Here is a 21,969-nt window from a genome sequence, read left to right on the forward strand (position 1 = left end):
TTTCATCCTTGCTGGTAAGATTTCGTCTGCTGAGTGGCGCGTTCATTCGGACCAAGATGAATGAGACGCTCACGCAGATTTGGCCCATGAAGTTCGGGGGGTGTTTGGTTCAAAGGGGTAGAAAACCCGTTCAAATGGCGGTTCTCCCGTTCAGGCGCAGTGGCGGCGATCACAGCCATGAGCACAGCCAGCGATCGATCTCATCGGCGACGAAACGGACGCGTGTGCCGATCCTGCGGCAGGGCAGGGTGCCCTCTCGCGCCTTGGTGATGAGCGTCGACGGTCGGTAGGGCACGCGCATTGCCGCCTGTTCAGGAGTCAGCAATCGTTTTCGATAAGCTGCTTCCATTACCCTTGGCGGCTGCCCGCCCTCGAAGGCCCAGATCGTCTCCCACGAATAGCCCCTGCGCCGGCCCTCGCGGACCGGGATCAGAAGGCCGTCTTTTTCGGCGCGCCAGAGCGTCGCATCGCTCCCTGCTTGCCAGCGGCGAAGCAGGTCGGCGGCACTGAGGAGGGTTGAGGCGTGGTCGACGTCAGAGGTCTTGGAGCGTTTCGGCATCGGCATTTTCCTTTCGTTGGAAAGGAGAGAGGGAAATCGCCGTTCAAATCCAAATTTTCGCGTTCAGAATTTTCGTGGAGTGGCGGGGTAGGGGGTGTGGGTTCGGGGCTGGGGTCGGTATGAGCTGCTGCGGAATTCCAGCTGTTGTCCTGCCCTATGGTTCCCCCTGTCGCGGGCACGGACCTGTCCGGACCTTGCGAAACGAGAAGAGGTGGAAGCGTCCCGTCCTTCTTGCGCTTGTAATAGGTGGTTCGGCTCAGGCCGTACTCTTTCCAGATCTCGCGGCGTGAGGCGCTGTTCTGTGCGAGATATTCCGCTCGCGTTTGCGCCCCATTCTGCGCCCGCCGTTTCCGTTCAGCCTCTGCCTTGCGGCGCTTTCGTTCTTGAGCAGGCATGATCTGGCGCAGGGCGAGGGCGCGTGCGTCCTCCCCTGAAATTCCGAGACGTTCTGCGATTGTCCCTCCAGAATAGTGATAGCGGCCATCTTTGAGTGGGGTCGCTCCACGCTCTCGTGCGGCCTGCTTTTCCGCGCTGCGAATTATCGCCGCGACTTCTTGCGCTGGCAGATCAGGTGTCGCGAGCTGAGCCATCGCTTCGATTTTCTGGGCGATCTGCGTCTCTCGTGGATCATGCGTCAGCGAAGTCGCGTAGAGATGCAGCCAGGTGTTCCGCAGGCCTTCCGGGAGCCGCCCGCCGTGCGACATCCGGATAGCTTCAAGATCATCGCGGATCTGACGAAAGCGTGCCGCCGGGGGGAGGCCGAAAGGCATCTCGCGTGGATTTACGTTCGAGCGTCGCTTCGCGCGTTTTTCTGCAAGAAGCACTTGCAGCTCAACGCGGGTAAGCAGGCCTGCAGCTTGGAAGATCTCGTCGGAGAGGGCATCGAAGTCGTGCCTTCCTGCGCTTCCGCCGGAGACGCGCACCCGCCGTCCCGACTTCTCATTGATACTGCCCGGGAGCCGAAAGATGCGCGCCGCTTCTTGGCTCGAGCGATCGACACCGAACCTTGCGAACACATCCCCGAGTGCGCGCATCGTCGATTGCCAGCGAGGCAAAGCTTGGGGTGGCATTTCGTCGATGAGCCAGATCAGGGCAGAGCCGCGTCCACTCTGCAGCACAACCGATGGCGCGGGTAGGTTGGAGGCGCAGACGTGGCGCAGGATCGCCGCTTCGACTTCGTCCGGGCTCTGCTCGCGCCATTCAGCCATCTTGTGCCAGTCGAGATCTACGTAGAGCGCGTTCAGAGTCTTGAGCTGGTCGAGGTTCCCCCGTTTCCAAAATCGGTTCATCGAGAGATATGCCCGACCGTCCAGAAGGCTGGACACGCCGAACTTTAGGTCGCTGGCAGTGAGGCACAGGCACTGCGATTCTTCGCCGTCGAACCAGAGGACCGAAGGTCGGCCGTGGCAGTGACGCGGGTGGAGGAGATCAACATAAGCTTCCGCAGAGAGATCTTCTATCGAGGACGGGGCGGGAAGGGTGACGAGACTTTGCATCGATCGGACATGGACCGGTCGATGTCGTGCAGAAGTGATTTGTTTGAAACCTCGGGAAGACGCGGATGGCGCCGCGCGCGACTCCGATTTCGCGAGCCTCGAACAGCTTGCCCGCATTAACTATAGGCGACATCAAGAGCGCATACTCAGTGGTTACGTCTCCCGTGACCGTAAATCCAGAACAGTTGGCCGGGTGATGTCGGAATGCCCGACCGGATGTGTCGGAGCGACGACATATCCCTCGAGCTGTTAGAGGGGCGGTTCCGTCGCCGCTCTCCGCGGTGGAGCGGACAGACACACCCCAGATCGAAATCCTGTCCGCGGAAGACGCGTCGCGGCAGCAGAAAGTGAGGCACGAAGGCGTCTAAGAAACGCGGGTCTATTCACCCCAAATCCCCGTCGCTCCGAAACTCTCATCAGAACCGATGAAACCTAAGGCGATACGATGAACTGTGTCGGTGCATATTTAGCATAACGTCCTTGCCGCCCCCCCGGACCCGGCGGTCGATTTCAGACCTTTCCGATGATATCGGGCGCGAGCCTTGCTCCGACCCAACGGCCCTGTTGCACCAGGTCGACCGTCACCTCGCGCAGCAGGTCGCGCACGAGCTGCGTCGTCCGCGAGAGAGGCGCGTTCGCGCGATGCACCAGATAGGCAGATCGCATCAGCTCGGGCGCGATCCGCACTACGGAAACCTGTCCCGTGCGTTTCTCGCTTGCGATCGCGTGCAGCGGCAGGATCGAAAGACCTTGGCCGCGCATGACCAGCGCCTTGATGTTGGTGTAGGAATCCACCTCGACGGACGGCTTGATGATCTGACCCGCCTGCATCGCCGCCGCATCGAGCATCTGGCGCAGCCCATGTGCCCGGCTCGGTAGGATCAGCGGCCTCTTGGCGAGTTCGCCGATCGAGAGCGAGTCGCCCTTCAGACGTCGCGGCGCGGCGAAGGCCATCAGCTCTTCGTCCAGCAGCTTCTCGGCCTCCAGCGCCCCTTCGGAGGCGTGCGAATAGAGAATGGCCAGATCGACTTCTCCGTTCCCCAGCCATTCCGCGACGAAGCCGCTCATCGCTTCCGAGATCGTCAGTCGGATGCCGGGAAAGCGATCACGCGCCGCCTCGATCAGGGGCACCGCGAGGATATTGCTGATCGTTCCGCTGAAGCCCACGCGCACCTCGCCAGTCGGTTCCTTGCCGAGATAGCGGATCTCGTCCTCGGCTTTCGTCACCTCGTTGAGGATGAAGCGGGCGTGGCGCACGAGCAGCTGCCCCGCCTCGGTCGGCTGAACCCCGAAGCGCCCGCGCAGCAGGAGCGTCGCGTCGAGGTCGGTTTCCAGGTTGCGCAAGTGGATCGACAGCGCGGGTTGCGCGACGCGCAACCGCTCGGCCGCCCGCGAGATCGAGCCCTGTTCGACGATCTCAAGGAAATAGCGCAACTGCCGCAGGTCCATCATCTTCCATATGATTTTCGTATACTTGATAGAATAAACACATATTTGACTTATGGAACGCAAGGCCCGACTTTCCAGTCAGCTCAAGAAACGGGATCTGACATGGCGTCTTCAACCACCGACACCTACGCCTTTACGGAAATCCGCGATGCGGTGCGCGCGCTCTGCGCGGAATTTCCTTCCGAGTATCACCGCAAGGTCGATGAGGCCCGGGGCTATCCCGAGGAATTCGTCGATGCGCTGACCAAGGCGGGCTGGATGGCGGCGCTAATCCCCGAGGAATACGGCGGCTCGGGGCTCGGCCTTACCGAGGCGTCGATCATCATGGAAGAGATCAACCGCTCGGGCGGTAACTCAGGCGCCTGCCACGGCCAGATGTACAACATGAACACGCTGGTGCGGCACGGGTCGGAAGAGCAGCGGCAGAAATACCTGCCCAAGATCGCGAGCGGCGAGCTGCGGCTGCAATCCATGGGCGTGACCGAGCCGACGACCGGCACCGATACCACCCAGCTCAAGACCACGGCCATCAAGAAGGACGGCCGCTATGTCGTCAACGGCCAGAAGGTCTGGATCAGCCGGGTGCAGCATTCGGACCTGATGATCCTGCTCGCGCGCACCATGCCGCTCAGCGAGGTGAAGAAGAAATCCGAAGGGCTCTCGATCTTCCTCGTCGATATCAACGAGGCGATGAAGAAGGGGATGGACGTCCGCCCGATCCTGAACATGGTCAACCACGAGACCAACGAGCTGTTCTTCGACGATCTGGAAATCCCCGAGGAAAACCTGATCGGCGAAGAGGGTAAGGGGTTCAAATACATCCTGACCGGCCTGAATGCCGAACGCACGCTGATCGCGGCGGAATGCATCGGTGACGGCTACTGGTTCACCGAGAAGGTCAGCCAGTATGTGACCGAGCGCAAGGTCTTCGGCCGTCCGATCGGTCAGAACCAGGGCGTGCAGTTCCCGATCGCCGAGTCCTACATCGAGCTCGAGGCCGCCAACCTGATGCGCTTCGAGGCCTGCCGCCTTTATGACGAACACAAGGATTGCGGCGCACAGGCGAACATGGCGAAATACCTCGCCGCCAAGGCCTCGTGGGAGGCGGCGAACGCCTGCCTTCAATTCCACGGCGGCTTCGGCTTCGCCTGCGAATACGACGTCGAGCGCAAGTTCCGCGAGACGCGGCTCTATCAGGTCGCTCCGATCTCGACCAACTTGATCCTGTCCTATGTCGCCGAGCACGTGCTCGGCCTGCCGCGGAGCTTCTGATGTTGCCTCTCGAAGGACTTACCGTCGTCGCCCTCGAACAGGCGGTGGCCGCGCCGTTCGCCACGTCGCGTCTGGCCGATGCGGGCGCGCGGGTGATCAAGATCGAACGGGACGAGGGCGATTTCGCGCGGGGCTATGATGCGGTGATCAAGGGCCAGTCGAGCTATTTCGTCTGGCTCAACCGTGGCAAGGAAACCGTGGTCGCCGATCTGACCAAGCCCGAGGACAAGGCGCGCTTCGCTGAGATGCTCAAGGATGCGGATGTGCTCGTGCAGAACATCAAGCCCGGCGGCCTCGCGCGGCTCGGCTTCGATCGCGAGCGGCGCGAGCGCGAGTTCCCGCGGCTGATCACCTGCTCGATCACCGGCTATGGCGAGGGCGGGCCGATGGCCAATCGCAAGGCCTATGATCTGCTGATTCAGGCGGAATCGGGTCTGTCGTCGATCACCGGCGGGCCGGAAAGCGCCGCTCGCGTCGGGATCTCGATGGTCGATATCGCGACGGGTGCCACGGCCTATTCGGCGATCCTCGAGGCGCTGATCCGGCGCGGCATCACCGGCAAGGGAGCCACGATCTCGGTCTCGATGTTCGACGTGATGGCCGACTGGCTGACGGTGCCTCTGCTCAACCACGAGGGCGGCAAGTCGCCCAAGCGGATCGGTCTGGCGCATCCCTCGATCGCGCCTTACGGCGTCTTCGCCTGTCAGGATGGCGCGCAGATCCTGATCGCCGTGCAGAGCGACCGCGAATGGCGCAACATGGCGAAGATCTTCCTGGGCGACGAGACGCTCGGCACCGATCCGCGCTTTGCGACCAACGTTCAGCGGGTGGCGAACCGCGACGCGCTCGATGCGATCGTCACGGCAACCTTCGGGAGCAAGGCGCGTGACGCGGCGATTGCCTCGATCGAGGCGGCAGATGTGGCCTTTGCTTCGGTCAACGACATGCAGGGCCTTTCGGATCACCCGCATCTGCGCCGCATCACGGTCGACACGCCGAACGGTCCGGTGTCCTATCCCGCTCCGGCCCCGATCTTCGCTGATGAAACGCGCCAGTATGGTGCGGTTCCCGCCCTTCCCGGAAAGGATGAGAAATGACCCTCGACATCGAACATCTGCGTCAATGGATCGGCGGGGAAGAGGTCGCGAGCGAGTATGTCACCGCAGCACTCGTGCAGCGCTTCAACGCGACCTTCGATCAAGACGGGGACACGGGGCAGGGCGCGGCCGCACCCTCGATGCTGCATTGGTGCCTCGCACCGCCAGCGTGGCCGACCGCGTCGCTCGGTCCCGACGGGCATCCAGCGCGCGGGGGGTTCCTGCCGCCGGTGCCGCTGCCGCGGCGCATGTGGGCGGGCGGGTCGCTGAGCTTCGTCGACGATATGCGGATCGGTGAGACGGTCACCCGCCGCTCTACGATCCGCGACGTAACCATCAAGGAAGGCCGCAGCGGCATGTTGTGCTTTGTCACCGTCGATCATGCGATCTCGAGTGACGGGCGCGAAATTCTGGGCGAACGTCAGGACATCGTCTATCGTCAGGTCGAGGCCGGGGCCTCGCCTGCGTCCAAGGCGCCGGCCGCACCGCGTGGCGCGCATCACGTGCAGATCGATCCCTCCGCCGTGTTGCTGTTCCGCTATTCCGCTCTGACCTTCAACGGGCACCGCATCCACTACGACGCGCCCTATGTGACCAATGTCGAGGGCTATCCGGGCCTGATCGTTCACGGCCCGATCCAGGCCACCATGCTCGTGCAGTTCGCCGAGACGATCGGTGGACGGCTGCCGGCGCGCTTCGATTTCCGCTCGCTGTCGCCGCTGTTCGATATCGCCGACTTCACGCTGAATGCCGAAGAGGATGGCGAGGGTCTGCGGCTCTGGACCTCTTATGTCGACGGGCCCGTCGCGATGGAGGCTCGCGCGACATGGTGAGCCTCGCGAGCATTCGCGCCCCGCTCTTCGTCCCGGCGAACCGCCCCGAGCGGTTCGCCAAGGCCGCCGCGGCGGGCACCGATGCGGTCATCCTCGATCTCGAGGATGCGGTGGCCGCGGACGCCAAGGACGCAGCCCGGGCGGCGCTTGCGGCCGACTTCACCGATCTTCCGGTGCTGGTGCGCATCAACGCGGCGGGAACGCCTTGGCATGATGCGGATGTGGCGGCGGTCGCGGGGTTGCCCGTGGCCGGTGTGATCCTGCCCAAGGCCGAGACCGCCAGCGGTTGCACCGCCGTTGCGCGGACCACCGGCAACCCGGTGATCGCGCTGATCGAGAGTGCGCGGGGCCTGGCCGAAGCGCGGGCGATTGCGGCGGCCGAGGGGGTCGAACGGCTCGCCTTCGGGTCGATCGACTATTGTGCCGATCTGGGCTGCGCACATCTGCGCGACGTGCTGTTGCCGGTGCGATCGGAGCTGGTTCTTGCCGCGCGCCTTGCGGGGGTCGCCGCGCCGATCGACGGGGTGACGGTGCAGCTCGATGATCCGCAGGTCAGCTTCGACGATGCGGCCCATGCCCGGGCGCTCGGCATGACCGGCAAGCTCTGCATCCACCCCAAGCAGCTCGACGCGGTGAAGCGCGCCTTTGCCCCCTCGGAGGCCGAGCGAGACTGGGCGCGCCGGGTGCTCGCCTCGGGCGACGGCGCGGTGTCGGTCGATGGCGCCATGGTCGACGAGCCGGTTCGCATCCGGGCCCGGGCGATCCTCGCCTTCGCGGAGTAATCATGTCGCGACAGCAACTGATCCTGATCCCGGGTCTGCTCAACGACGCGGAGCTCTGGCGCGATCAGCTGCCCGAGCTCGAGCAGGTGTCGCGGCCCGTGGTTGCAGATATCACCCGCGGCACGACGCTGGCGGAGCTTGCGCGCGATGTGCTGACGATTGCCGAAGATCATTTCGCACTCGCGGGGTTCTCGCTTGGCGGCATCGTCGCCCAGGAGATCATGCGGATCGCGCCGGATCGGGTCACGCGTCTCGCGCTGCTCGATACGACGATGCTGCCCGACGATGCGGCGCGCGCCGCCGAACGTCAGCGCCTCGTCGCCCTTGCGCGCAGCCCGGGCAGCTTTCACGGCTTTGGCGAGAAGCTGTTGCAGAACTATCTGTCGGCGGAGAATCTGACGAATGCGGCGATGGTCGAGCGGGTGCGCGGGATGACCGCCCGGCTTGGTCCCGAGGTGCTCATCCGTCAGAGCCTGATCGATCGACCGGATGGCCGCGCGGATCTGGGAAACATCGCCTGTCCGACGCTGGTGCTGTGCGGGCGCGAGGATGTTCTGACGCCGCCCGCGGTGCATATGGACATGGCCGCGGCGATCCCGCGTTCGTGGCTGCGCGTGCTGCCGGGCAGCGGGCATCTCACGCCGATCGAGCAGCCTGTGGTTGTCACGACGGAACTCATCGGCCTGATGCACCGCTAATGACCTGCCACGGGTCTTTCATCCAACTGCGACCGCAGCCCGGTTGGTGTTGATCCGCACCCCAGAACTCTACTGCCCTTACGCAGAGTTTCCCGGCTTTGCTCAGGGTGACGGGCTGGTGACGTCCCCGATTTCGTCAGCGTGATCGGGGCCTTGTTCCCGATCGCGCCGTGTGGCCGTTCCTCATTGTAGTATCTACGCGAAGCCTCCAACTTTTCGGCCGCATCCACAAGGGTGAGGAACCAAAGCTGGTTCAAGCACTCGGTCCGGAACCGGCCATTGAACGCTTCGATGAATGCATTGTCGGTTGGCTTGCCGGGCCGTAAAAAGTCCAAGGTAACCTGCTTTGCATAGCACCAGAGATCGAAGTCGCGGGAGATGAACTCGCTGCCATAGCGCGTCAGGAAGCAGGCTGTTTTTGAAGGTTATGGCCGCGTGTGGAACCCTTCCATCGCGCAGCGGGCGGCCACAACCGGGCTTGGGTCTATATGGTGGTTTTGGAAACCACACCACTGAGGAGATCGGCTATGACTAAGGTGCAACATACTGCGGATGCCCGTGTTCTGGTAGGCATCGACATTTCCGAACACCGCCACGAGGTGTTGATTGCCGCCCCCGGCAAGCGGCCCCGGCGGCGACTGACCATCACGAACACCGTGGACGATATCGATGTCTGATTGCCTTTCTCGGAGATTACAACTCTCCAGTGCAGATAGGCTTCGTCCTCGACGGCGGCCTTCAACTCGGGGTGGATGACGAGCTTGCGATGAACGGCGCGACGCCGTTCGTATTTGTCCTGCGCAGCCACGGCATGATAGCCGTCCAGCTGCGGCAGTTCGCTATCGCTGTGCCGGCTCCGTTTAATGTCCCGTTAGATCGTCGAGGCGCCTCGACTCAAACGATCCGCGATCTCCGCAATCGGCATCTTCGCATTCAGCATGTCTTCGATCGCGCGCCGTTCGCGCAGATACAGCTCTGTGTGGGCCATCTTCCTTCTCCTTGCTTTTCAGCAAGATAGGGGATTTGTCGCAACCCAGATTAGAATGTGCCCCGGCCACACTGTAAAAACCTGTAATAAATATTATGTAAAAGTAACGCCGCGGACGCGAGAGCAGCGCGAAGAACTTGCACTTGCCATTGACGCCGAAAGCGTTGGAGGTCAACCAGCCGCAACTTGCTACTTCTTGCTCTTGATCGAAGTGATTGCGTCTGAGAGGCCAGTCGGCAAAAGCGGAATCCCGATGCGCCGGCCATCCAGGCCCGTCACGGTAATCATCGCCTGCGTTCCCTGGGTGAGTGCCGCGGCTCGCGCAGACGGAAGAGCGACGCGTGCGAGGCATCCGTTTGCGCAGTTCTCGAATTTCAAGTCCGAGATATAGACGCCGTCGACCGTGAGCCATGGGCCCTCCGTCAGACGAACCTTGGCGGGCACTTTCACCTGCAAGACGAGACCGCCCTCGACCGGCGCGATATCCGTGCGCATCACCGTTTCGCCGGTCTTGTCCTGATTGACCTGTTCGGCCAGACAAATCTTGTCGTCCGAACAGGTCACGTCCCAGCTGCCGAAGCTTTCTCCCGCCGATGCAGCGCCAGCGAGAAGAAGCGAACTGAGCAGAACCGCCTTACCCGCCAAAGGTGACCCCCAGCCGCACTGCGGTGTGGGCTCCGTTGTCCAGCGCGCGCGCAACGCCTGTGTTCAAAAAGATGCGATTGCCATCGAGGAAGTGGTAGGAACCTACCGCCAGAGCCGACGTTCCGGCGTAGTTGCCGAGGCCGATCGAAAGAAAATTGTCGCCCTCGCCGCGCGGGTTCATGCTGAGCGCCGAAAACGCCGAAGACATCGCGCCGACCTGGGACACCTCATCGCTCAACTTGTCGATGCGCTGGTCGTTTTTCTGGATCAGCGCATTGTTTGCCGGGCCCGCTGCATCCATCGCCGCCAGCAGCTGGCCGTAGGTTGCCACGTCGCTCGCAGCGACGCCGTCGGCCACGTTCGTGATCCGCCGCTTGTTCGTCTCGGATCCGACCGAAATCGCGCCTTCGACCAGCGTCGAGCCCGCGCCCAGAGCAACCCCGTTCCCGGTGGAGCTTACCTGCATCACGTTTTGCCCCGTGTCGACATTCGTGATCGCGAAAACGCCCGCGTTGGTTCCGACGGACCAGTCCGTCGTCGGGAAAGCGGACGAAGAACTCGTATCGTTGAACAGGATCGTCGGGCTGTCGCCGCTGACGATGATGGTGTTGTAACCGAAGTCGGTCGACGTGGTGCAGCCCGAGCCGACACAGGCACTGCCCATCACGACGAGGTCTTGCGAAACGACCTCGGCCGCTTGCGACACAGCCCCGGTCGCAAGCAGCACCATTACGGCCGCGGGAATTGAATATTTTACCATGTAAAGGCGCCTCCGACAGTAATTTGCGCATCAGAATGGGTCGTGTCAGCGAACCCGACCCTGTAAGTTACGTGGCTTGCCACCTGAAAAACCACCCCGGCGGCGACGGCACTGACACCGTCATAATGTCCGAGACCGATCGCGAGTGCGGGCGCACCCGTGCCGCGCGGATTGGCCGTCAATGCAGAAACGGCAACACTCATCGCGCTCATCGTCGTGAGATCGTTCTCAAGTCGGTCAATGCGTTGCGACTGCGCCGTTGCATCACCGCCGAGACGCGACAGCTGCCCGACAGTGATTGCGTCGCTCGCTTCGATCCCGTCGGCGACGTTGGAAATCCGCCGCGTCGCGCCCGACGATCCGACAGAAACCTGCCCTGCAGTCGCGGTGCTGGCTCCACCCAAGGTGACACCGCCGTCGCCAGCCAGAAACCCGACGAACGGTGCGTGAGTGGTGTACGTGCCCGAGGTGGTGATCGGGTTGCCGCTTTCGTCCTGCGCGACGACCGGGCCCATATTGATGAAATAGGGGCCGGTCGAGCCGTTGCCAGTATAGCTCCCGGCAGGCAGGTAGATATAGGCGTTTCCGTCAAGCGGGTTCGAATCCGACGTCAAGGTGGTATCCGTGCCGGCGGGAGCATACGCGGATCGCGGTGCAAGCGTCGCGAAATCTGCCGCAGCTATCTTGAGACGCCCATCGGCTTCCACAGTCCCGTTGAGCGCATACCCCGTGACTTCCACCGGACCGTCTGAATAAGTCCCGCTCTGCGATGCATCGAAGAAGAAGCCAGACAAGCTACCGTTTGACGATTGGTTCGCGGTCATCCGCATGCCGTCCGTCGAGCCGAACGCGATACGTGTGTTGTTTTCACTGAGAACGAGCGCTTCAGAGGGAGCACTCGGCGCACAATCGAGTCCGACGCAAGCATTTCCCAAAACAACCAGATCGCCCGAATATACCTGCGCAGCGGGCGCCGCGCTTGCTGCGAAGATTGCAGCTTGGGCTACCAGCCCGATCAATCCACTTCTCAAAGTCCTTCACCCCAACTTCGCGCGAAAATAGCGCCACCTTAAATCGGTTCCTTTTTGCGCGCCTTTACCCCACGAGCGCGATAAGTTTTTCTTAGACCAACAGCTTAGTGCATGAGAATAGCCAAAGTTGCCGGGGTGCGAATGAGGCCGGACTGTTGCCGAGGTGCAATGAGTGGAGTTGACCGCACCTCTGGCATTGCGGGGAAAACTGCGCAGGCGGAGCCGATCCGCTTGGCGTGAACGCTCGCGCTGCTTCCATGTAGGTGGCCCCGATCAAGACGGAAGCTTTCATTCGCAAGCAGGCGAGAGAGGCGCGCTCGTTGCGGAGAGTTTCCTCGGTTTAAGCGCCAGTCGATTGATCCGCTGGATCAACGTAGCGCTAGGGGGATCGCCCCCCTGCCCTACCCAAGGTCCGCGAGCCGCGCCGCTGTCTCGGGCATGCGGGCAAGCGTCGCCTCCAGCCGGGTGCGCCAGCGTGGGCCGCGGGATTGGGCGTCCTCCCAGGCTTCGGCCAGCTCGTCGGGACGGTCTTGGGCCAGCACCTCGATCAGGAAGGCGGCCTGCGCGCGGTCCTTCGCGGATTTGCCCCGGTCCGGGCCCTCGCGGCGGCGGTCGGCCACGATCAGCTTGTGGATCGCGAAGCGCTCGGGGCGCGGGATTTGCACCAGCACGCCCGAGCGGTAGAGCGCCACCGCCGGGATCGGCTCTGCGATCAGGTAGTTGAGATAGTTCAGCGCCTGCGCCGAGACGCCGAGCGCGGGCAGCGGTTTCACCGTTTCGTCGCCGAAGGCGGGCGTCAGGAACTCAACCATGACCTCCGACCGGCTCTGCCGCCATTTCCAGACCTGCCGGTCCTGAAGCCCCGGAACAGGGTCGAATTTTAGCGCCGAGAGGATGTCCCCCGGGTCTTCTTCGACCTTGTCCTGCAGCGCGACCGAAAGGCGTTGGAAGCTTGCGAGGTCGATATCGCCGGTCTGGGCCAGCGTCTCGGTATCCATCCGCACCCCCAGCTCGCCCTGATAGAGCGCGAAAGCCGCGGTGCCGATCAGCGTGCCGCCAAGCCGGAACATCCCTGCCCGCGCGAAGGCGAGAAACAGCGAGCCGGTTTCGCGGTCGGTGGCGATGTAGCCCTCGGCGCGCAGGATCCGGGTCAGCCGCGTCATCCGCTGCCGGCGCGCCTGCGCATCGGATTTCAGGGCTGCCGCCCGCGCCAGCCGGTCACGCAGCTCCGGACTGTCCTCGCCGAGATAGCGGCTGCGCGTCTCGGTTCCGATCCGCAGCCGCTCGTAAAGATAGGTCCGGTCGCCGCGATGACGCTCCTCGATCGCGCCGGTCACTTCGGCGGCGCGCTCGTCGAGATGCAGGCGCAGCAGGTCCTGATAGGCCGTCTGCGCGGTTTGGCTATGCGAGATGATGTCCATTGCGACCTCATGTGCGACAAGTTTCAGTTTGTCGCACATTGGGGCGTGTGCGACAAGTTGTAATTTGTCGCACACACGATATCACAAGCCTTAGTTGAGTGGATACCTACTATGGTAGAGAATAAAAGTAGGGAATAAATTTCCAAAGCTAATAATAACTTATCGGTAACATCGAAGCGTATCGAAGGTTGTCTGCTAAATGTTTAGGGCGGCGCGAGGTCAGGGTGGATTTCATAAGGTCAAGACTCGCCTTCAGGTTCTGCTGAAGCGGGAACTTTCTTGACCTGCGGTTCACCCGTTCTCGATCATGTGGATGCGCACAGGAGTGACGAGCGTCGGTGGAAACTCCGCCCGTCCAAACCGACTTGCGAGCAATTCTACGACTATGCGCACCTCCTGTTTGGGATCTTGATCCAGAATTGCATCAATCGCACCTTTTTGTAGGAGATCGCGATAGGTGTCGGTCAATTCGTGTGTGATGAAGATCGTATCCATCCGGTTCAAAGCGGCGCGCGCCCTCACTACGGCTGGCGCCCCGGCCGAAGCGTTGTAGATTCCACGCAGCCTCGGATTCCGCTTTAGTGCAGCATAGACAAGATCGCCAGCGTTCTCGCCCTGCTCGCGGCTCTCAAGCACCGTTGCAATTCGAACTTCCGGATATCGTTCCGCCAGCACCTCGGCGAAACCATGGACGCGTTGGCGCTGCCCGGTCATGCTCAACAAACCAGCGACGACTAGCACGTCGCCGCCCGCAGACCCTAACAGCCGAGCCATGAGGTCCCCCGCGACCCGGCCCGATTGCTGGTTGTCGGGCCCGACATACTGATGTGGTCCAATACTACTCAACTCGGTAGCCATCGCGATGACCGGCTTTGCTGTTCGGTGGAAAGCCTCCAATGCCTCACCCAAGCGCGGATCCTCGGGACTGAGCAGGACGATTGCATCGTGATCCGTCGCGAGACTTCGGATTTTCTTTGCAACCTGCGCCATATCGCCCGGATCTGCGTGATGGATGCGAAATTGCATGTTGAAACGCGCATAAGTTCGGCTCGCGTCTTCGAACTGCCTCTGAACGAGCTCGTGAAAAGGGTTGGTCCGTGGCTGCACCAATACCGCGATGCGCAAAGTCCGCGCAGCGCGCTTATTGAGTGCGCGGTCGATCCCAAGACGCCGCGCAGCAGTGAGCACCGCGAGCTCCTTGTCGGCAGAGACCCCGCCGCGTGAGTTGAGAACCCGGTCCACTGTTGCAGGCGACACTCCCGCAGCACGCGCGACCTCCGCGGCAGTCACCTTGCGTGTCATGCGCATCTCTCCGTGCTTGATGAATTTTCATCAAATTTGTCGTTTTCCGAGCCCCCTTGCCAGCGCAATCTTGCGTAATCCGGGTTGGAGCCCCGGCAGGAGGAGTTCACATATGCAGATCGCAGTTTTCGGGACCGGCCGCATTGGCCAAGTCCACGCTCGCAACCTTGCCCGAATGGACGGCGTCGCGCTGAGCCATCTCGTCGATCCGGTCGACAGCCCGGCCCGCGCCATGCTTGCTGAAACGACCGGCGCGCGGATCGCGAGCCCCGAGGAAGTTTTCGCCGACCCGCAAGTGGCAGGCATCGTCATCGCGAGTTCGACCGACAGCCATGCAGATCTTCTGCTGGCTGCCGTCGCAGCCGGGAAAGAGGTCTTTTGCGAGAAGCCCATCAGCCTCGATTTCGCGACCGTTCAGAGGGTCGCCGCAGAGGCCGAAGCTGCCGGAGTGAATGTGATGATGGGCTTCCAACGTCGCTATGATCCGAATTTTAGGGCAGTGCGAAATCGGATCGCCGATGGGGCCTCGGGCTCGCTCGAGCAGCTTGTGATGCAAAGCCGCGATCCCTCTCCGCCTCCTGTATCCTATATAAAAACGTCGGGCGGCTTCGTGCGCGACAGCGCGATCCATGACCTCGATCAGGCACGCTACATGACCGGCGAGGAAATCGCGCGGGTCTTCGCGCTCGGCGCCTGCAAGGTCGACCCCGAGATCGGTGCGGCGGGTGATATCGACACGCTCGCGATCACCCTCATCACGCAATCGGGCAGGATGATCCAGATGTCGAACTCACGGCGCGGGCCAATGGGCTACGACCAGCGCCTCGAGGCGCATTGCGCCCATGAGAGCCTGTTCATCGACAATGGGCCGCAAACCGATATCCGCATTGCGACGAGCGCCGGCGAAATGAAAGCGCCGCCACAGGATTATTTCATCGAACGCTTCGCACGCGCTTACGCTGACGAGATGGTCGATTTCGTGGCGATGATCCGCGATGGTAAGGCACCTCTGGCCACGATCCGAGACGGGCTCGAGGCGCAACGACTGGCCGAGGCGGCAATCGTCTCGATCAAGACTGGTCAGCCCGTCGACCTTTCCCCGAACTGGCAGCCGGGAGCAATTTGATGACGATCACGAATTTGCCGCACGGCGTGAAGCTGGCGGTCTCTCCGCTGAGCTGGGCGAATGACGTGCTCGAAGACCTCGGCGCGGATATCTCGCTGGAAACCTGCCTCTCCGAGGCGGTCGCAAATGGCTATCAAGGCATTGAGCTTGGCCGGAAATTCCCGCGCGAGCCGGACGTTCTCGGACCGCTGCTTAACGATTACGGTCTCGCCCTGGCCTCCGGCTGGCACTCGGGATTTCTGACCGAGCGCTCCGTCGACGAAGAGCTGAGCGCCGTGTCTGGTCACGCAGCGCTGCTGTCTGCACTGGGCGCCGAGACGATGGTCTACGGTCCCTGCGGCACGATGTATCCCGACGCGCCGCTGGATGTGCCTATGACGAAGCGGCTCACGCTTGATGCCGAGCAAATGGCTGCTTATGCCGATCGCCTGGCAGAATTCGACCGCGCGCTTCGGGGGGAATACGGGCTGAGCCTGGCCTATCACCATCACCTGATGATGGTCGCGGAAACGCTCGACGAGGTTAGTCACCTAATCGAGCGTGCGCGCTGTGGCCTGCTGGTCGATACCGGTCACGCGGCGGCGGGGGGCTTCGATTATATGACGCTCTTCGAACGTTTCGGCGATCTGGTGACGCATATCCACCTCAAGGACATGCGCGCGGATCGAATGGCGCGAGTGCGCGCCAACGATATCAGCTTCAACGAGGGGGTGCGCAGCGGCATGTTTACCGTGCCGGGCGATGGTGATATCGACTTTGCCCCCCTCGCGAACTGGGTGCGCGACAGCGGTTATCGGGGCTGGCTCGTAGTCGAGGCCGAACAGGACCCTGCCCGACCAGAGGCCGAACCCAAAGCCGCAACCAAGCGCGCCTTTGACATGATCACATCGCTTTTCGGGAGCCACCAATGACCAAGACCCTCAATATCGGCCTGATCGGCTCGGGCTTCATGGGGCAAGCCCACGCCGATGCGTTCAACCGCGTGAAGCTGCTCTATCGCGACCTACCCGCGCAGCCGCATCTCTATATGCTGGCCGATGCCAGCGAGGAACTGGCCACCGATGCCGCACGTCGCTTCGGGTTCGAACATGCGACGGGCGATTGGCGCAAGCTGGTCAATGATCCCAATATCGATGTGGTCGACATCACCTCGCCCAACATGATGCACCATGAGATGGCAATGGCCGCTATCGAAGCGGGTAAGCACGTCTATTGCGAAAAGCCGCTTTCGGTCACGCTGGCCGAAGCCGAGGAGATGACGGCCGCGGCAGAGGCCAAGGGCGTCAAGACGATGGTGGCGTTCAACAACATCAAGACCCCCGCCGCCATGCTGGCAAAGCAGATCATCGATGCGGGCGAGATCGGCCAGCCGATCCGGTTTCGCGGCTGGTTCGATCAGGGTTTTTTCAACGATCCCGATCTTCCGTTTTCATGGCGCTGCACGCGTCGCGAGGCGGGCTCAGGCGCGCTTGGCGATCTGGGCAGCCACGTGATCTCAGTCGCGCAATACCTGATGGGCGATATCGAAAGCACCATTGCGCAGACTCAGACCTTCTTCCCGACGCGCCCCGTGCCGCAGGGCGCCGGCGGCTATTCCGCCAAGGCTGGCAAGGATGCCGACCGACGAGAGGTCGAGAACGAAGACCAGATCCAGACGATGATCCGCTTCGCCTCGGGCGCGGGCGGCACGATCGAAGCTAGCCGCGTCAGCGCCGGCAAGGTTTTCGGCGTCTACTGGGAAATCTCGGGCACCGAGGGCACGATCATCATGGATGGCGAACGCTTCAACGAGTTGAAAGTCGCCCGCTATGGCGAGGAAAAACGCGATCGCGGCTTCAAGACCCTGCTCGCAGGCAGCCAGGTTCCGCAGTTCGCCGCCTTCTTCCCCTTCGATTTCGCAGGAGGCGGCTTGGGTTACTTCGACGTGAAGGTCATCGAGGTCCGTGATCTCATCGAGGGCATCGTATCCAGTGTGGATTGCTACCCCGATTTTCGCTTCGGGCTTGAGAACGAACGGATCATTGACGCGATGGAACGCAGCTTGGAAACCCGCGGCTGGGAAACCGTGACCCGCTGAGGAGGATAATCATGAACTTTCCCACCACTCTTCCGCAATCGCGCCTCGGCGACCCGATGCAGGCCCCTGCAATTCGCTGGGGCCTGCTTGGCACCGGCTGGATCGCGCAACAATTCGTCCGCTCGGCCACGGCGCACACTCAGCAGATCTTTTCCGCCGTTGGCTCGCGCAACCTCGACAGCGCCCGCCGCTTCGCCGATGCCGAGGGCGTCCCTCGCGCGCACGGATCTTACGAGGATCTGGTGAATGACCCCGACGTCGACGTCATCTATGTCGCGACGCCGCATAACTTCCACCACGAACATGTCCTGCTGGCGCTGAACGCGGGCAAGCATGTACTGGTCGAAAAACCCATGGGCCTGAACCATGCGCAGGCGTCCGAGATGGTCTCGCTGGCGCGCGACAAGGGGCTGTTTTTCGCAGAGGCGCTCTGGTCCTATTTTCTGCCGAAATTCGATGTGATCGCGCAGCTTCTCGACGATGGCGTGCTGGGCGAGATCAGCGCGACCTATACCGATTTCGGGGAATATCTGCCGCCCGATCACCGGCTGTTCGATGCCAGGTTGGCGGGCGGGCCACTGCTCGATCTGGGCACCTACCCGGTTTCACTGATCACCCGGATGATGGGTGCGCCCGATGACATCGCGGGATTCGGTATCGATGATCCGGCAGGCGTCAACGGGCAGATCGCACTGGCCATGCGCCATAAAACCGGGCTGTCGACGTTGGGCACGACGCCTTACGGCTTCACGCCCACCAATGCCGCCGTGGTCGGGCGGCAGGCCACGTTGCGTTTCACCACCGAGGTCTACCTGCCGGGCGGCTTCTCGCTGCACAATCAGGCCAACGACAGCGTTCTGACCTATGAGGAACGCACGGGCCGCCATTTCGAAGGGCTGTTCTGGGAGGCGGCGGAGGTCGCGCGCTGCATCAGCAAGGGGCAGACCGAGACCGCCTGCCGCCCGCTCGACGAAAGCTTGATGGGGATGGCCACGCTCGATCATATCCGTCGAGTTTTGGGCATCGACTTCGCTCAAGCCGGACTGGTCGAGTAATCTCGTTAGCCGCACCGCCCTGACAAAACGCCCGGTGACCGCTCACCGGGCGTTTTAATGTGTCCGCGGTGGTCCGGGGCAGAGAGCTTAAAGCCCCCCGCGCCGGAATTTTGCCTCCACCGCTTCGAGCGACAGCCCGCGGGTCTCCGGGACGGCTTTGAACACAAAGAAGAACGAGCCCGCCGCAATCGCCGCGAACAGGAAAAATGTCACGGAAATTCCGAAGGCTGCCACCAAGGGCGGAAAGGCGAAGGTCAGCACCGCATTCGCGATCCAGAGCGCGAAGACGCAAACCCCCATCGCGAAGCTGCGGATGCGCAGCGGGAAGATCTCGGCCAACAAAAGCCAGACCAGCGGCCCGATCGTGCCCTGCATCACGAAAACGAACCCAGCGACCAGCGTCATGACCACGAAGGGTTTCGCTGAGTTTTCCGGCATCCAAAGGGCCGCGCCGCCCACCATCAGGTGCAAGATAGCGATCAGCCCAAAACCGGCCAGCAGCATCAACCGCCGATCGACCTTGTTCATGATCGCGAGACCCACGACAATCCCCGCAAGGCTCATTACCCCGTTGAGGATATTGGCGATGATCGCCGCTTGTGCTGAGAAGCCAGCATCCTGCAAAAGCTGCGTGCCGTAATACATCACCGCGTTTATCCCGGTGAGCTGCTGGCACACGCCCAGCCCGACGCCGATCCAGATCAGCCGCCGCACCCAAGCCGCCTGCCAGATCTTCGGCATTGGTTCTTCTGTAGGTTTTTCGCTGCACATCTCCGCATGTTCACGCGATGCCTCGTCGGCACTCCGGATCTGGTTCAACACCTCGAGCGCCTCATCGTGGCGCCCTTCGGCAGCTAGCCAGCGCGGGCTCGGCGGCATCCGGAGCATGCCGATCAAAAGAGCGATCGCAGGCAGCACCGCGATCACCAGCATGTAGCGCCAGACGAAGGCGTGTTGTCCCCAGATGCTGAATATGACGGCGTTGATCACGAAGGCCGCGAACTGACCGGCAACAATCATCAACTCATTACGCGTTACGAGACTGCCGCGCAGCCGCGCCGGGGCACATTCGGCCAAATAGATTGGCACCGTCGTCGAGGCTCCGCCCACGGCGAGCCCGAGCACTGCGCGAAACGCGGCCAGCACCTCCCAGTTGGGCGCGGAAGCCGCCCCCAGTGTGCCGATGATAAACAGCACCGAGAGACCAAGAATATTGCGCCGCCGCCCGATCCGGTCAGCCATCCAACCGCCCACGAGCGCGCCGAGCGCGGCACCGAAGATCAGAATCGAGACGACGAACCCTTCGGACGTCGCCGTCAGTCCCAAGTCGCGTTTCATCGGCTCCAGCGCGCCGTTGATCACTCCGGTATCGTAGCCGAAGAGCAGTCCACCAAAGGTCGCGACGATCACCAGAAGCGCTAAGCGGCGCGCGTGGTCTGTTTCTCTAACCATCGCTGCAGCGTCGAACGAGAGCGCATTACCTTGCCCCATCTTTCCTCCTATTTGAGATAAGCGCACCCTGGTTACAGAATTTGAACCATGGTCAATCCTGAGAAATTGGAGGGGAGCGAAACCCTCCGAACGGGTGGTTAGTCCTGACCAAGCCACTGTCTTCGCGCAGCGCCGATTACGCTCGAGACAAATTTGCGAGCGTATTTCGTTTGAAAATTTTGGTCTTAGCTGCGTCAAAGCGGCGTGAATTAGCGAAAATTGCGTGCCCTATTTCGCATCCCGGTCCATGATCCACTGCACCGCCGGATCAGCTTGGAACCGCCAGTTGCGGCGCGGCCCGGCCATCACGTTGAGGTAATACATTTCGAACCCGTAGGGCGCGCCGCAGGGGTGATGCCCGCGCGGGACCAACACCACATCGCCGTCCGAAACCGCCATCGTCTCGTCGAGCGTTCCGTCCTCGGTATAGACCCGCTGAATGCCGAAGCCCTGCGAAGGGTTCAGACGGTGGTAATAGGTCTCTTCGAGATAGGTGATACGCGGGAAATCATCCTCGTCATGGCGGTGGCTGGGATAGGAAGACCAATGGCCCGCCGGCGTGAAGACCTCGGTCACCAGCAGACTGTCGCAGTAATCTTCGGCCTCCATCGCAATATTGTTGATGTAGCGGGTATTGGTGCCGGTGCCGCGCTCGGTCAGGCTGATCCCGTCGGGCCCGATACGGCGCGCCTCATGCCCGCCTTTACCCGGCGCGAGGCACACCGCGATCGTGCAATCCGTCTCGGCCACGGCCTCCCAATCCTGATTGTTGGGCACATAGAGGCAATGCGGTGGGGTCTTCTCGAAGACATCCATGCGCTCGCCCAACACGCCCCAATCCTGCCCGGCGGCGTTAATCGCGGCCTTGCCCTCGACCATCACTAGGATCGCCTCACGATCACCAGTGGCCTCCGCTGCGCTCCCCCCTGCCCGCAGCCGGTAGAGCGAGAAGCCGACATAGCGCCAGCCCGCAGATTGCGGGGTAATCTCGTGGACTTTACCATGAGTGCCAAAGGGTTTGCGCAGCAGATCGGTCATTTATCTTCTCTCGGATTGAAGGTCACGAAAAGACGATAGGCGGCATACCCGCCCATCGCGAGGAACAGGATCGCGAAGCCCGGATCACCGGCGACGAGTTCGAACAGCCCCCAACCGAGGGCCACCCCCACGACCAGCAACCGCTTCCACAGCGGGCGGAACCAAGGCGTGTCGAAATCGAGGAAGCGATCACGGGCCATGCGCTCAGGCCTGTTCGGTGGCGATCAGCCCCGCCGCAACGGCGGCTGACTTGAGGGTTTTGAGCCCCAGAGATTGATACTCGAACGGGTTGCGCTGCTCGGGATCCTGCTCGGCCTCGATCACAATCCATCCGTCATAGCCAGCCTCGTTGAGGATCGAGAGCAGCGGCGCGAAATCGATCCCACCTTCACTATCGCCGGGCACCGTGAAGACGCCGCCTCGCACCCCGTCCATGAAGGACATGCCTTCCTCGCGCACTTTGCGCATCACTTCGGGGCGAACATTCTTGGCGTGGAAATGGCGCACGCGGTCGACGTATTTGCGCAGGATCGGCGCCGGATCGATCCCGTCGCCGCCGAAATAGCAATGCCCCGCATCGAACAGCAGCTTCGTCGCAGGGCCGGTCGCCGCCATGAACGCGTCGATCTCGACAGGCGTCTCGACGACGGTGCCCATGTGGTGGTGATAGACCAGATCAATGCCCTGCCCTGCGGTGAACGCCGCCAGTTCCTCGACCTTGGCACCAAATTCGGCCATTTCGGCGGCGCTCAGAACCGCCTTCTCGCTCAGCGGCACGTCCTGCCCCTGCACCGAATTCGACGTCTCGCAGGCAATACAGACCTTGCAGCCATTATGCTTGAGCTTGTC

The 21,969-nt window shown here is 62.2% G+C and carries 23 protein-coding genes and 1 pseudogene; 10 read left to right on the forward strand and 14 right to left on the reverse strand.

Translation table 11 applies throughout. The features are described 5' to 3' along the window. Nucleotides 1–169: 169 nt before the first annotated feature. The 3 genes from BMI85_RS21255 to BMI85_RS20345 all read right to left on the reverse strand — a co-directional run bounded on the left by BMI85_RS21255 (nt 170) and on the right by BMI85_RS20345 (nt 3,507). On the reverse strand, nt 170–349 hold the full coding sequence (locus BMI85_RS21255; RefSeq protein WP_143595227.1) for a helix-turn-helix domain-containing protein: 180 nt from the start codon (nt 347–349) through the stop codon (nt 170–172). Nucleotides 350–429: 80 nt separating this feature from the next. Next, nucleotides 430–2,055, reverse strand: coding sequence for a hypothetical protein (locus BMI85_RS21260; protein WP_143595221.1), 1,626 nt, complete (start codon nt 2,053–2,055; stop codon nt 430–432). Between the two features lie 510 nt (nt 2,056–2,565). Continuing rightward, a complete protein-coding gene (locus BMI85_RS20345) occupies nt 2,566–3,507 on the reverse strand; it encodes a LysR family transcriptional regulator (RefSeq protein WP_078602598.1) in 942 nt (313 codons plus the stop codon). A gap of 99 nt (nt 3,508–3,606) precedes the next feature. Between BMI85_RS20345 and BMI85_RS20350 the strand changes: the two genes are divergently transcribed. Genes BMI85_RS20350 through BMI85_RS20370 form a run of 5 tightly spaced genes read left to right on the forward strand, consistent with a single transcriptional unit; the run spans nt 3,607 to nt 8,186 of the window. Further along, nucleotides 3,607–4,776: an acyl-CoA dehydrogenase family protein gene (locus BMI85_RS20350; protein ID WP_078602599.1), complete on the forward strand. Its 1,170-nt coding sequence runs from the start codon at nt 3,607–3,609 to the stop codon at nt 4,774–4,776. Next, nucleotides 4,776–5,873, forward strand: coding sequence for a CaiB/BaiF CoA-transferase family protein (locus BMI85_RS20355; RefSeq protein WP_078602600.1), 1,098 nt, complete (start codon nt 4,776–4,778; stop codon nt 5,871–5,873). The genes BMI85_RS20350 and BMI85_RS20355 overlap by 1 nt, the downstream gene beginning before the upstream one ends. After that, nucleotides 5,870–6,706 carry a MaoC family dehydratase N-terminal domain-containing protein gene (locus BMI85_RS20360; protein ID WP_078602601.1) on the forward strand — a complete coding sequence of 279 codons (837 nt, stop codon included), beginning with the start codon at nt 5,870–5,872 and terminating at the stop codon, nt 6,704–6,706. The genes BMI85_RS20355 and BMI85_RS20360 overlap by 4 nt, the downstream gene beginning before the upstream one ends. Next, nucleotides 6,700–7,488 carry a CoA ester lyase gene (locus BMI85_RS20365; protein ID WP_078602602.1) on the forward strand — a complete coding sequence of 263 codons (789 nt, stop codon included), beginning with the start codon at nt 6,700–6,702 and terminating at the stop codon, nt 7,486–7,488. Before BMI85_RS20360 ends, BMI85_RS20365 begins: the two co-directional genes overlap by 7 nt. A 2-nt stretch (nt 7,489–7,490) precedes the next feature. Then, nucleotides 7,491–8,186 carry an alpha/beta fold hydrolase gene (locus BMI85_RS20370; protein ID WP_078602603.1) on the forward strand — a complete coding sequence of 232 codons (696 nt, stop codon included), beginning with the start codon at nt 7,491–7,493 and terminating at the stop codon, nt 8,184–8,186. A gap of 137 nt (nt 8,187–8,323) precedes the next feature. Here BMI85_RS20370 and BMI85_RS21265 read toward each other — a convergent pair. Continuing rightward, nucleotides 8,324–8,578: pseudogene (locus BMI85_RS21265) on the reverse strand (integrase core domain-containing protein); the annotation flags it as partial. 135 nt (nt 8,579–8,713) lie between these two features. Here BMI85_RS21265 and BMI85_RS20380 point away from each other — a divergent pair. Further along, entirely contained in the window at nt 8,714–8,863 is a 150-nt protein-coding gene (locus BMI85_RS20380) for a hypothetical protein (protein WP_348638984.1), read from the forward strand. A gap of 194 nt (nt 8,864–9,057) precedes the next feature. Here BMI85_RS20380 and BMI85_RS20385 read toward each other — a convergent pair whose 3' ends face one another. From BMI85_RS20385 to BMI85_RS20410, 6 genes are all read right to left on the reverse strand, one after another. Next, nucleotides 9,058–9,174 carry a helix-turn-helix domain-containing protein gene (locus BMI85_RS20385; RefSeq protein ID WP_078602605.1) on the reverse strand — a complete coding sequence of 39 codons (117 nt, stop codon included), beginning with the start codon at nt 9,172–9,174 and terminating at the stop codon, nt 9,058–9,060. A gap of 189 nt (nt 9,175–9,363) precedes the next feature. Continuing rightward, nucleotides 9,364–9,819: an invasion associated locus B family protein gene (locus BMI85_RS20390; protein ID WP_168174833.1), complete on the reverse strand. Its 456-nt coding sequence runs from the start codon at nt 9,817–9,819 to the stop codon at nt 9,364–9,366. Then, on the reverse strand, nt 9,809–10,579 hold the full coding sequence (locus BMI85_RS20395; protein WP_078602607.1) for a YadA-like family protein: 771 nt from the start codon (nt 10,577–10,579) through the stop codon (nt 9,809–9,811). The genes BMI85_RS20390 and BMI85_RS20395 overlap by 11 nt, the downstream gene beginning before the upstream one ends. After that, nucleotides 10,573–11,598: a YadA-like family protein gene (locus BMI85_RS21795; protein ID WP_078602608.1), complete on the reverse strand. Its 1,026-nt coding sequence runs from the start codon at nt 11,596–11,598 to the stop codon at nt 10,573–10,575. Before BMI85_RS21795 ends, BMI85_RS20395 begins: the two co-directional genes overlap by 7 nt. Nucleotides 11,599–12,011: 413 nt before the next feature. Beyond that, complete coding sequence (locus BMI85_RS20405; protein WP_078602609.1) at nt 12,012–13,031, reverse strand: GSU2403 family nucleotidyltransferase fold protein; 1,020 nt, start codon at nt 13,029–13,031, stop codon at nt 12,012–12,014. 291 nt (nt 13,032–13,322) lie between these two features. Beyond that, nucleotides 13,323–14,333 carry a LacI family DNA-binding transcriptional regulator gene (locus BMI85_RS20410; protein ID WP_168174834.1) on the reverse strand — a complete coding sequence of 337 codons (1,011 nt, stop codon included), beginning with the start codon at nt 14,331–14,333 and terminating at the stop codon, nt 13,323–13,325. Between the two features lie 112 nt (nt 14,334–14,445). Here BMI85_RS20410 and iolG point away from each other — a divergent pair, with 112 nt between their 5' ends. Genes iolG through BMI85_RS20430 form a run of 4 tightly spaced genes read left to right on the forward strand, consistent with a single transcriptional unit; the run spans nt 14,446 to nt 18,591 of the window. Next, on the forward strand, nt 14,446–15,459 hold the full coding sequence (gene iolG, locus BMI85_RS20415) for an inositol 2-dehydrogenase (protein WP_168174835.1): 1,014 nt from the start codon (nt 14,446–14,448) through the stop codon (nt 15,457–15,459). Next, on the forward strand, nt 15,459–16,370 hold the full coding sequence (iolE, locus tag BMI85_RS20420; protein ID WP_078602612.1) for a myo-inosose-2 dehydratase: 912 nt from the start codon (nt 15,459–15,461) through the stop codon (nt 16,368–16,370). The genes iolG and iolE overlap by 1 nt, the downstream gene beginning before the upstream one ends. Then, a complete protein-coding gene (locus tag BMI85_RS20425; protein ID WP_078602613.1) occupies nt 16,367–17,536 on the forward strand; it encodes a Gfo/Idh/MocA family oxidoreductase in 1,170 nt (389 codons plus the stop codon). The genes iolE and BMI85_RS20425 overlap by 4 nt, the downstream gene beginning before the upstream one ends. Before the next feature lie 11 nt (nt 17,537–17,547). Then, nucleotides 17,548–18,591 (forward strand): Gfo/Idh/MocA family oxidoreductase, encoded by a 1,044-nt coding sequence (locus tag BMI85_RS20430; protein ID WP_078602614.1) that lies wholly within the window; start codon nt 17,548–17,550, stop codon nt 18,589–18,591. Between the two features lie 87 nt (nt 18,592–18,678). On the opposite strand, the gene BMI85_RS20435 is transcribed toward BMI85_RS20430, so the two are convergent. The 4 genes from BMI85_RS20435 to BMI85_RS20450 all read right to left on the reverse strand — a co-directional run. Next, on the reverse strand, nt 18,679–20,280 hold the full coding sequence (locus BMI85_RS20435) for a sugar porter family MFS transporter (protein ID WP_246832609.1): 1,602 nt from the start codon (nt 20,278–20,280) through the stop codon (nt 18,679–18,681). A gap of 30 nt (nt 20,281–20,310) precedes the next feature. Further along, the gene (iolB, locus tag BMI85_RS20440; RefSeq protein ID WP_078602615.1) at nt 20,311–21,120 is read right to left on the reverse strand and encodes a 5-deoxy-glucuronate isomerase; all 810 of its coding nucleotides are present in this window, start codon (nt 21,118–21,120) and stop codon (nt 20,311–20,313) included. Next, nucleotides 21,117–21,320, reverse strand: coding sequence for a hypothetical protein (locus BMI85_RS20445; protein ID WP_078549645.1), 204 nt, complete (start codon nt 21,318–21,320; stop codon nt 21,117–21,119). Before BMI85_RS20445 ends, iolB begins: the two co-directional genes overlap by 4 nt. A 4-nt stretch (nt 21,321–21,324) precedes the next feature. After that, nucleotides 21,325–21,969, reverse strand: a 645-nt coding sequence (locus tag BMI85_RS20450; RefSeq protein WP_078602616.1) for a TIM barrel protein, incomplete at its 5' end; no start/stop codon positions are given.

Origin of the sequence: Thioclava sp. DLFJ4-1, assembly GCF_002020145.1 — a bacterium.
Classification (GTDB): Bacteria; Pseudomonadota; Alphaproteobacteria; order Rhodobacterales; family Rhodobacteraceae; genus Thioclava; species Thioclava sediminum.